This window comes from Candidatus Albibeggiatoa sp. nov. BB20, from assembly GCA_016744725.1.
Classification (GTDB): Bacteria; Pseudomonadota; Gammaproteobacteria; order Beggiatoales; family Beggiatoaceae; genus Albibeggiatoa.
Window position 1 is genome coordinate 12,670 of the sequence record JADGDW010000060.1, and the last position, 10,841, is coordinate 23,510.

The following is a 10,841-nucleotide window of genomic DNA, read 5'->3' on the forward strand; positions in this document are numbered from 1 at the left end:
GTTAATCGCAATAAGCATTTGTCAGATGAATTGGCAGGATTTCCGTATGTGAATGGGCAGTTGTTTGCGGAGCGGTTAGATTTACCCAGTTTTGATGCAGAGATGCGGGCGCAGTTGGTTAAGTCAGCAGGGTTTGATTGGTCAACGATTTCGCCTGCGATTTTTGGTTCGTTGTTTCAGCATATTATGGGAGATAGTCGAGATCGGCGGCGTTTGGGCGCGCATTATACGTCGGAAAAACATATTTTACGTTTGATTAATCCATTATTTTTAGATGATTTAAATGAGGAATTTGAGAGTTTACAGGTTTTAAAACGTGATAAGCATAAGAAGTTAACCGCATTTCAGAAAAAACTATCTGGCTTGTATTTCTTTGACCCTGCTTGTGGTTGTGGCAATTTTTTGATTGTGACTTATCAGGCGTTACGGCGTTTGGAATTGCAAGTATTAGGTGAGCGACATAAGAAGACGAAAGACACGCATTTAAATTTTGAAATTGAGCCGCTGATTTCGTTAGATCATTTTTATGGGATAGAGCTTGAGGAATGGCCGATGCGGATTGCAGAGGTGGCGATGTGGTTGACTCAGCATCAAATGAACCGTGAGTTTGCTCAGCAGTTCGGGCGTGAGCCTGATTTGTTACCGTTGAAAACGTCCGCGCAAATTACGTGTGGCAATGCTTTGCAATTAGATTGGCAGCAGGTGATTGATGTGTCTCGATTTAAACAAGTTGAAGCTCTGTATTTATTAGGAAATCCGCCGTTTATTGACAGAAAAAACCGAACCCCACAGCAACGTAGAGAAATGGAAACTCTTTTTCAAAATATAGATAATGCTGGGATTTTAGATTATGTCGTTTGCTGGTTTAAAAAGGCGGCTGATTTTATGGATATAACCAAAAATCTAAAAATAGAGTCTGCTTTTGTTTCTACAAATTCCATTATCATGGGAGAACAGGTTTACCCAGCTTGGCAACACTTACTAGATAGTGACTTTTATATTACCTTTGCACATCAAACTTTTGCTTGGGATTCTGAAAGTAAGGGAAAAGCGATTGTTTATGTCGTCATTGTTGGTTTTGCAAAAGGCTCTAAAGCAAGTAATTGTAAACCCTGTTTATTTACCTACCCACAAGTAAAAGATGAACCATTAGAAATTAAAGTAAAACACCTAAACCCTTATTTAATTGCTGCTCCCGATATTCTAATAAGAACTAGAGCTAAGCCAATATCTGAAAAATCATCTGTTATGAAAGAAGGGATTACACCTTTAGATAATGGACATCTTATTTTATCTACTGAAGAAAAACAGGAGCTTATACAAAAAGAGCCTTCTGCTGAAAAATGGCTATATCCTTGGGTAAATGGTCAGAATTTTTTACATAATAAGGAACAGTGGTGTTTATGGTTATCAGATATATCACCTAAAGAATTAAAGTCGCTCAAGTTGGTTATGCTGCGGGTTGAAAAGGTCAAACAATATCGTGCATCAAGTCAATCTAGCCATACACGTTCATTTGCTAATCGTCCTTGGACTTTTAGAGAAATGAATTTTCCTAAAGAGTTTATTATTTTTCCTAAAACCAGTTCAGAAAGAAGGGAATACTTACCCATTGGGTTTATAAAAGATGCAATCGCAAGTAATGCTACTTTAGTTTTGCCCAATGCAACCTTATATGAATTTGGTATTTTAGAATCCAAGTTGCACACACTGTGGCTTAAAACCATTGGCGGACGCTTAAAGAGTGATTATCGTTATTCTGCAAAACTGGTTTACAACAACTATCCCTTTCCACAACCCACGCCAAAACAAAAGCAAGCGATAGAAACCGCTGCACAAGCCGTTTTAGATTGTCGAGAAGAACACCCAGACAACAGCCTTGCAGACCTTTACGACCCTTTAGCGATGCCAACAGATTTACGCAAAGCCCATCAAACATTAGACAATGCGGTTGAAAAAGCCTACCGCTCAACAAAATTCAAAACAGATCAAGCACGTATTAGCTTTCTATTTCAAAAATACCTAGAATTAACCGACCCAGAAAAAGCACAAGAATGTTTGGATTTATGGGAAGAAGATGAGAAAAATTAAAGCTATGTATATGTTTACAAGAGAAGTCGCTTCAATGGAAGCAGGCAATAAAATGTCTAAATACTGGGAAGGCTATAAAAAAGCTAAAATTGTCTCGTTCCTACGCGCCGCGTAGGAATGCAGTCCAGACGCGTTGCGTCATGAATTTACTCGACGTGCCACGTCGTGAACGCATTCCCACAAAACTTGTGGGAACGAGGCAAACAATATGTTACACGCCGCTAGAGCGACGCAATACGCATTCCCATGCAGAGCGTAGGAACGAGAAAAAATATGAAAACCATCGAACTAAAACAGCTCAGATATGACTTCCCTAAAGTGCCAGAAGGACTGGAATTAGATATAAAGCTGCTTAGATTTATTGATGTTGCAGAATTTATTGAATCTGACCACTACACAAAAATTATCTGACTATCTAACTCCCAAATAACATTTGGGAGTTAGACAACCTAACAAAGCACTGAAAGACTTAATCCAACAAAATAAACACCAACTTTATTTATAATGCTTTTAGTCATACCACGAAACAAAACCTAGCATATCAAGCAGAATGTCAGCCGTGTTTTTGTCGCCTGTTTAGAAAACATAACTTGCATTAACCGAACCCCATCATATTTCTAAAAAACAGTTTAAAATGTTGTGTAACAGCTAGTAACAGCTTAATGCTCCATGACAGAGCAGCATAAGGTGATTTAAAGCCTATTATGTTTGAAAAAGCGACCTATGCGCCATCTTAGTGCATTTTGCGAACTTTTTTAGTGCGCCTATTTTTTTATGGAAATAATAACTATTTGTTTTTCATGAGTTATATTAATGGTATAATTTATGCGTTACGAAGGCACGTCTCGTTTAGTGACCATAGATAACTAAAACCAGCACAATTTATTTAGCATTGAGGAGTCATTATGTCTGCTGAGAACGTTTTGAATATGATTAAGGAAAACAACGTTACATTCGTTGATTTCCGTTTTACAGACACTAAAGGTAAAGAGCAACACGTTTCTGTACCAGCACATACAATTGACGAAGACCTTTTCACCGACGGTAAAATGTTTGACGGCTCTTCAATCGCAGGTTGGAAAGGCATTAACGAATCAGACATGATTATGATGCCTGATCCAAGCACTGCGGTACTTGATCCTTTCTTTGAAGAACCTACGTTAAACTTGCGTTGTGACATCATCGAACCTGCAACAATGCAAGGTTATGAGCGTGATCCACGTTCTTTAGCACGTCGCGCTGAAGCTTATTTACAATCTACAGGTATAGGTGATACTGCTTACTTTGGTCCTGAAAACGAATTCTTTATTTTTGATGATGTCCGTTGGGGTTCTGATATTCGCGGCTCGTTCTACGAAATCGATTCAAAAGAAGCAAGCTGGAACTCAGAGCGTGTTTATGGTGAAGGCAATATCGGCCATCGTCCTACAATGAAAGGCGGTTACTTCCCAGTACCTCCAGTAGATTCTTTACAAGACATTCGTTCAAAAATGTGCTTAACATTAGAACAAATGGGTATTAAAACAGAAGTACATCATCATGAAGTGGCTACAGCAGGTCAATGTGAAATTGGTGTAGAATTCAATACATTGATTAAAAAATCTGATGAAGTTCAAGTGTTGAAATATGCGATTATGAACGTTGCTCACAGCTTTGGTAAAACAGCGACATTTATGCCTAAGCCATTAGTAGGTGATAACGGTAACGGTATGCACGTTCACCAATCTATTTCTAAAGCGGGTCAAAACGTCTTTACGGGTGATTTATACGGTGGTTTATCTCAAGAAGCCTTATATTACATTGGCGGTATCTTGAAACATGCTAAAGCAATCAATGCATTTGCTAATGCAAGTACCAACAGCTACAAACGTTTAGTGAAAGGTTTTGAAGCACCAACATTATTAGCTTATTCAGCGCGTAATCGTTCTGCATCAATTCGTATACCTTACATTACTAACCCTAAAGCACGTCGTATTGAAGTACGTTTCCCTGACTCAACTGCAAACCCTTACTTTGCATTCTCTGCAATGTTAATGGCAGGCCTTGACGGTATTTTGAACAAGATTGATCCAGGTGAAGCCATGGACAAAAACTTGTATGACTTACCTCCTGAAGAAGAAAAAGACCTTAAAACAGTATGTTTCTCTTTAGATGAAGCATTGGAAGAATTAGACAACGATCGTGACTTCTTAAAAGCAGGTGGTGTATTCACTGATGACGTGATTGACGCTTATATCGAGTTGAAAAATGAAGAAATCACTCGTTTACGTATGACAACGCATCCAGTTGAATTTGATATGTATTACAGTCTGTAATTTGTTTTAGCCTTTGGGCTTTATAAAGATGCAGTTAGCTTATTCATTAGGCTAGCTGTATTTTTTTGTCCATCTATATCACCTGTCATTTCCAGCCTATCTGATTCAATATCTCCTCTTTTTACTAACTCACCTTATGCAGTTCATCAAAGTAAAGCTCGCAGACGTGCATATCATATTGCAGGAGCAAGATAAATCTTGTACGCCAATTTCAATTCACAAAGAACATAAAATTATCCTCGATGACATGGATGCAGTAAAATGTATCCAATAACGGCCATTTTTAGCGACTCTCATGACAAAAGTTAATTTACTCGATATCGGCATCCAGCATCATCAAGCTGGGCGTTTAGCCGAAGCCCAAAAAATTTATCAACAAATCTTACAACACAATCCTCAGTCTAGTGATGCACTGCATTTACTCGGGGTACTCGCACATCAAGCTAATCAACATGAATCTGCAGTTCAACTGATTCAAAGTGCAATAAAAATCAAACCCAAATCCGCCGATTATCATTGTAATTTAGCTAATGTATATCGTGCGCTCAAACAATATGATGCCGCCATCACCACTTATCGCCAAGCAATTAAACTCAACCCGAAACATATTCAAGCATGGGGCAATTTGGGCAATGTGTATCGGGAAATCGAAAATAATATGCAAGCCATTCAATGCTATAAAAAAGTGTTGCGCTATAACCCCAATAATCCCGTTGCTTACAATAATATTGGTGGTGCTTACAAAGCAGATGCAGATTATACCCAAGCCGAAATATTTTACCGTAAAGCCGTGACAGCACAGCCAAATTACGCCGATGCACATCATAATTTAAGTATTGTATTACGTTTACAAGATAAATTAGATATTGCTTTAAAGCATTGTGAAAAAGCCTTAAAACTCAACCCTGATTTACTTCATGCTCATGTCAATTTAGCTGAAATTTATGAGAAACAACAACAGTTTGATAAATCACTGGAAACGCTAAAGCAAATCTTAATCCTCAATCCGAATTATGCAACCGCGTATTTTCAAATCGGCAAATTAATGTATGAGAAAAATCAATATGATGATGCTTTAGAAGCCTATCACGAAGCCTTAAGCCGTGAGCCAGATAATGCGGAAGCCTTGAGTAACGCAGGTTCAATTTATAAAGAACGTGGGGAATATGAGTCTGCACGGGAATACTTCGAAAAATCCCTAGCACTAAAGCCACAACTATTTGAAGTTAGAAATAATTTAGGCTCGACTTTATTAGAGTTAGGTTTATTACAAGAAGCATATCAGCAATATCAAGCCACCTTAATGCAACAGCCTGATAATGCGAAATTATATAATAATATGAGTGTGTTATTGCGAGCCATGGGGCAAATCGATGAGGCTCTACAATATTGTGAAAAAGGAATTAAGCTTGATCCTGAGTTTGCTGACACCTATTTAAGCAAATCCATGTGTTGTTTAGCCAGTGCTCGTTTTGATTGTGGTTGGGCTGAATATCATTGGCGGCATAATCGAGTAGAAAGCCGTTTATTGTCCAGTTTAAGTCCTGTTGAACCATTACCACAGGATTTAACAGGTAAACGCTTTTTATTACATAAAGATCAAGGCTTAGGCGATGAGCTGTTTTTCTTACGTTTTGCCGCCAAATTGAAACAACGTGGGGCATGGATCGCATATCGTGCAGGAAAAAAAATCCACAGTATGATGGCGCGTCAACCTTGGGTTGATGAATTGCTTGCACAAGATACTGAAACCTATCCCGAAACAGATTACACCATCATGATTGGTGACTTGCCATTTATGTTAGGGATGAAGCATCAATCTGAAATCCCAACACCATTGCGATTATCCATTGAACCAGAACCGATTCAAGCCATGAAAGCTCAGCTTAAACAATTGGGTAAACCGCCTTATATTGGTGTAACGTGGCAAGCGGGTGCGAAATTGGAAGACCGAGGCAAACGCAAAGTATTATCCAAGCAAATCGGTTTAGAGCAAATCGCTCAATGTCTTGCTCCAATTAAGGCCACTTTTCTAGTGTTGCAGCGCAATCCAAAACAAGAGGAATTAGCCCAATTTTCTGAGATATTAGGCCGACCTGTACATGATTTTACAGCTTTGAATGATGATTTAGAACACATGCTGGCTTTATTGTCATGCTTAGATGATTACGTTGGAGTAAGCAATACCAATATGCACTTATTGGCGGGTATTGGGAAAACTGCACGGGTGCTTATGCCCAATCCTGCTGAATGGCGTTGGATATATAAAGGAGCGGAATCACCTTGGTTTAAAGGGTTTGCTATTTACCGTCAAACATCTCACTTAGATTGGACACCCGCCATTGCTGAATTACAACGCGATTTAATTCTGACTTATGGCAGTGAACGGTTACAAAAATTAGATTATGCCGCTTTAATGAAACGGGCAGCACAATGCCAAAAACAACAGGATGTGATTCAAGCTGAGGCCTGTTATCGTCAAGCGATAGTGTTACAAGCGAATAGCATTGAGGCGTGGGGCAATTTAGGCAATTTATTGCGTTCACAACAGCGCAGTCAAGAGGCGATTGAATGTTATAAAACCATTCTGAAAAAACAACCTAAACATATTGCTGCATTGAATAATATCGGCAATGCTTATTCCGATTTGGGTGAATTTAAGCAAGCGATTAAGGTTTATGAAAAAATCCTCAAGATTCAACCTGATTTAGCCGAGGCATATACTAATTTAGGGCTGATTTATAAAGAGCGTCATGAATTAGATAAGGCCAAGAAGTGCTATAAAAAAGCCTTGAAACTCAAGCCGAATATTCCAGAAGCACACCATAATTTAAATAATGTATACGTGAGTTTAGGCAAGTTGAATAAGGCCTTGGAATGTTGTGAAAAATCGATTGCATTGAATGATAAATATGCCGCAGGCCATGTAGGAAAATCTCAAGTCTTATTGACCATGGGGCGGTTTGAATCTGAAACATGGCGCGAATATTTGTGGCGTACTGGGTGTTTGGAGACAGAACTAGCATTAAGCCCGATTACCGAGTTGCCACAAGATTTAACAGGCAAAACCATTTTAGTACATCAAGAACAAGGTTTAGGTGATGAGTTGTTTTTCTTACGCTTTGTGAGTTTATTAAAACAGCGTGGGGCAAGAGTGTTGTATCGGGCGGGCAGTAAATTAACCACGATATTGCGACGAGTTGGGTTAATTGATGAAGTGTTGCCAGAGTATATTAAACCTTTGCCCCAAACTGATTATCAAGTACTTGTTGCCGATTTGCCATTGTTATTGGGGATTCAAAATGCGGATCAATTGCCTGAAGCCTTGGCTCTTAATCCCTTAGCTGAACAACTGAGTTTGATGCAGCAGCAGTTAGCTAAATTGGGTAAACCGCCTTATATTGGTATTACTTGGCAGGCGGGCACGCAGCAGATCGGACGGGCTAAAAAGTTGTTTAAGCAGATTGAGCCAGCATTATTGGGTGAAACCTTACGAGCGAAAAAAGGCACTTATTTAATTTTACAACGTAATCCAAAAATGCAAGACATTGAGTCATTTTCTCAAGCGTTAGGACAGCCTGCACATGATATGAGTTGGTATAACGATGATTTGGAAGGCATGTTAGCATTGCTCAGTCTATTAGATGATTATGTGGGTGTGAGTAATACTAATATGCACTTATTGGCAGGATTGGATAAATCAGCACAAGTTTTAGTGCCTTTTCCACCAGAATGGCGATGGCAATCTCAGGGGCAAACTCCATGGTTTAAGGATTTTTCTGTTTATCGACAAGCACAGGATTTGTCATGGGATGATGCTTTGAAAGCATTTCTTAAGGATTTGTAGCATTTAGTTTTAATAACAAGAGTTTATTTATGCAATTATCTGAAGAATTTGAGAGTTTAAACAATTATATCGAGCCTTTTGAATCTGACACGCTTGATAGTGCACAATCAATCCAAAGCGGTTGTGATTAAACATGGCAAAGATGGGATTATCAATACGGCAATGTCATTTAAGTTATGTAATGTTATTTTGAATTTAAAGGTGATTTTGTTTGATTTTGAGAAATGTACACAGAAATCAATTGATTTACTTGGTATTTTTGCTGGTGCGACTTCTGAGCGATAGATTTCAAATCTGATTGCGGGGTTGAATTTATTAAAACAGGCGACTGAGTTGGTCAAATTAGAGATTGAACCGCAACATGCAGCGGTATTAGTGATTTTGTATCGTGAAACACGCGGTGAGTGTTCAATAGGTATTGCTTGTAAGGATTTAGAACAACGGGTTGCGCAGGATTTGCAGCCTGGTTTAACTGCTGATTTGTTGGACGATGTGCTTGAATATCTAATTGATTTGCATTGTATTCGTCGTGAAAAACAGCAAATTTATTTAAATGAGCGGGTGATTCTGCAAGACTAATTTTTTAGTATATTCAGTAATATGGATACAATATCTTGGGTGTCTTGTGGAAATCTAAATAAGTTGATGTCTTTGGTGATTTGTTTTTGTTGTCTGTCGAGTATTGCAAATCGCCATACTTCACCAATCGTAATTGCACCGTAAATCATTGTGGGTGTTGTGTCTTGTTCATATTGATCTAATGCAATCATTTCTGCCGCGAGTTGGTTAAAATCTTGGTCTAAATCACTTTTTTTCGCTTCAATCACCACGACTTGTTGTTTGGCTTGGATAAAATAATCAAGCACGCCATTTAGTTTTTCATTTATATCAATGGGATATTCGACATTAAGCTTTGCATCTACATTGAGGATAATTTCATGTAGCACGGGTGCAATCATAAATTCTCGTTTGGCGATTTCTGAGTTGGTACTGATTTTAGGAAGAAGTTGATAGTAAAAATCTTGCAGTTTATTCACAATAATGCTGTCAATCGGTTTATCAGATGTAAAGTCGATTGTTTCAAAACATAGTGTATAGCCCAGTTCTGCAATAATTTCTTCTATGGGATTGGCAAAGTTGAAGTAGTCGCTGAATGTATAGCGTTTATGTTCGGTAAAAATGGATTTACGCATGGTAAAACACCTGTTACATTTGGTTTGGGAAACAGCGAGTATATTGATAATATTTTAGCAGATTCACAGATGATGTGTTTTTGGAGCATTGCTATACTCATTTAAATATCTGAAAGATAGAAGGTCAATCCAATGTCTATTGCGGATACAGTCCAAGAAGCACAAACGAAATTACCTGAGTTAATCAGCCTTGTTGAATCTGGCGAAGAGGTTTTTATTACAAAATTGTCGGCAATTTGGACAACATCTGGGTAAAACAACAATTACAGAAGATTTTGACGCAGCATTACCTGATGATTTTTGGTTAGGTGATGAATAAATATGAATTTATTGCTTGATGCTCATGTTTTTATTTGATTGGCTCTGAACCCGACAAAAATTAAGGGACATGGAGGAATAATTGTAAGTTGTTAAGTTCGGAAAGATTAAGCAATAATTGCTACAAATAATCTAAGCCAAGGCGAAAAATAGATTTCTTAACAGAAATAGTATCTTCCTGAGAAATCTGCCAAGCTTCAGTGTTAAGAGCATAACAAAAAGCAAAAGCGAGAATACAAAGTAGTTTATGAATGGTAGTTTATGAATGTTTTGGGGTTTAGAGATACGAGTTGCTTCTAAGTTAAACCCACGAGACTTAAGATTACCAAACAGGGTTTCAATATTCCAGCGCAGCTTGTAGGCCTTAATGATGTCATTTTTATTTGCGGCCAAAACAATGATAAAGCGTTCCTCTGTAAGCTTTTTGGCTTCAACACAAACGGTTTGCCCCCATACAGTCACTTGCTCTAAATAAAGCACTTTGCCAACGGGTTCATTTTCTAATATATGTTTAATCGACTTTATCCCCGTCACCGTCTCAATAATCGTGTCTTTCTTAATTCTCAAGACGGCTTCTATATTATGTTCTATCAGCCAACTTAACCCTTCTTCACCGATAAATTCGCGGTCGCCTGTCACATAATCAATACGCTCATTTCTAAATAACGCTATAAATTGTTCCATTAAGGCTATTCGTCCTACTGTATTGGAGTTGCCTTTTTTTCTACACCACTTTCCAATTGGTTCTATCTATTACTAGTATCCATTTACCTATTGTTGGCAACCATGAGCTTATACCTATTTAAGATTGTAGGATTGAAAAACCAATATTGCAATGAAGGTGGAAGGTATCCAATGAATGGCTTTTATTATTTAATGTTTTTTGTCTGAATTAGGATTCACAGGATTTTATGATTAACAGGGCTAGAGTGTTAGTGTATTTAACAATGCTGGCAAATAGCTGGGATCAGTTAGATGTAATCTTGAAAATTCCCCAATCCTACTTCAGACATCTTTTAGGCAAAGAGTTTAGTATATGACTATATAGTAATTTATACTTTACTATAGACTAATAAG

At 38.0% G+C, this 10,841-nt stretch carries 9 protein-coding genes; 7 read left to right on the plus strand and 2 right to left on the minus strand.

Annotation, left to right across the window (positions count from 1 at the left end; translation table 11 throughout):
* The 6 genes from ABXH34_RS08635 to ABXH34_RS08660 form a co-directional block, all read left to right on the plus strand.
* The coding region (locus ABXH34_RS08635) for a class I SAM-dependent DNA methyltransferase (RefSeq protein WP_353571468.1) at nucleotides 1–2,091 on the plus strand (2,091 nt) is incomplete at its 5' end.
* A gap of 273 nt (nucleotides 2,092–2,364) precedes the next feature.
* The gene (locus ABXH34_RS08640) at nucleotides 2,365–2,502 is read left to right on the plus strand and encodes a hypothetical protein (protein WP_353571469.1); all 138 of its coding nucleotides are present in this window, start codon (nucleotides 2,365–2,367) and stop codon (nucleotides 2,500–2,502) included.
* 494 nt (nucleotides 2,503–2,996) lie between these two features.
* Nucleotides 2,997–4,406 carry a glutamate--ammonia ligase gene (gene glnA / locus ABXH34_RS08645; RefSeq protein ID WP_353571470.1) on the plus strand — a complete coding sequence of 470 codons (1,410 nt, stop codon included), beginning with the start codon at nucleotides 2,997–2,999 and terminating at the stop codon, nucleotides 4,404–4,406.
* A 295-nt stretch (nucleotides 4,407–4,701) separates the two neighbouring features.
* Complete coding sequence (locus ABXH34_RS08650; RefSeq protein WP_353571471.1) at nucleotides 4,702–8,253, plus strand: tetratricopeptide repeat protein; 3,552 nt, start codon at nucleotides 4,702–4,704, stop codon at nucleotides 8,251–8,253.
* 99 nt (nucleotides 8,254–8,352) lie between these two features.
* Entirely contained in the window at nucleotides 8,353–8,538 is a 186-nt protein-coding gene (locus ABXH34_RS08655) for a hypothetical protein (RefSeq protein WP_353571472.1), read from the plus strand.
* Between the two features lie 48 nt (nucleotides 8,539–8,586).
* On the plus strand, nucleotides 8,587–8,832 hold the full coding sequence (locus tag ABXH34_RS08660; RefSeq protein ID WP_353571473.1) for a hypothetical protein: 246 nt from the start codon (nucleotides 8,587–8,589) through the stop codon (nucleotides 8,830–8,832).
* On the opposite strand, the gene ABXH34_RS08665 is transcribed toward ABXH34_RS08660, so the two are convergent.
* A complete protein-coding gene (locus ABXH34_RS08665; RefSeq protein WP_353571474.1) occupies nucleotides 8,829–9,446 on the minus strand; it encodes a hypothetical protein in 618 nt (205 codons plus the stop codon). The two genes, ABXH34_RS08660 and ABXH34_RS08665, sit on opposite strands and share 4 nt — an antisense overlap.
* Before the next feature lie 132 nt (nucleotides 9,447–9,578).
* On the opposite strand from ABXH34_RS08665, the gene ABXH34_RS08670 reads away from it, so the two are divergent.
* A complete protein-coding gene (locus ABXH34_RS08670) occupies nucleotides 9,579–9,701 on the plus strand; it encodes a type II toxin-antitoxin system Phd/YefM family antitoxin (RefSeq protein WP_353571475.1) in 123 nt (40 codons plus the stop codon).
* Nucleotides 9,702–9,896: 195 nt separating this feature from the next.
* Here ABXH34_RS08670 and ABXH34_RS08675 read toward each other — a convergent pair whose 3' ends face one another.
* Nucleotides 9,897–10,448 carry a transposase gene (locus ABXH34_RS08675; protein WP_353571476.1) on the minus strand — a complete coding sequence of 184 codons (552 nt, stop codon included), beginning with the start codon at nucleotides 10,446–10,448 and terminating at the stop codon, nucleotides 9,897–9,899.
* Between the last annotated feature and the right edge of the window lie 393 nt (nucleotides 10,449–10,841).

Bases quoted from the DNA above. Each gene is read 5' to 3' on its own strand.
- ABXH34_RS08640 (WP_353571469.1), top strand. From the start codon at position 2,365: ATGAAAACCATCGAACTAAAACAGCTCAGATATGACTTCCCTAAAGTG.
- glnA (WP_353571470.1), top strand. From the start codon at position 2,997: ATGTCTGCTGAGAACGTTTTGAATATGATTAAGGAAAACAACGTTACA.
- ABXH34_RS08650 (WP_353571471.1), top strand. From the start codon at position 4,702: ATGACAAAAGTTAATTTACTCGATATCGGCATCCAGCATCATCAAGCT.
- ABXH34_RS08665 (WP_353571474.1), bottom strand. From the start codon at position 9,446: ATGCGTAAATCCATTTTTACCGAACATAAACGCTATACATTCAGCGAC.
- ABXH34_RS08670 (WP_353571475.1), top strand. From the start codon at position 9,579: ATGTCTATTGCGGATACAGTCCAAGAAGCACAAACGAAATTACCTGAG.
- ABXH34_RS08675 (WP_353571476.1), bottom strand. From the start codon at position 10,448: ATGGAACAATTTATAGCGTTATTTAGAAATGAGCGTATTGATTATGTG.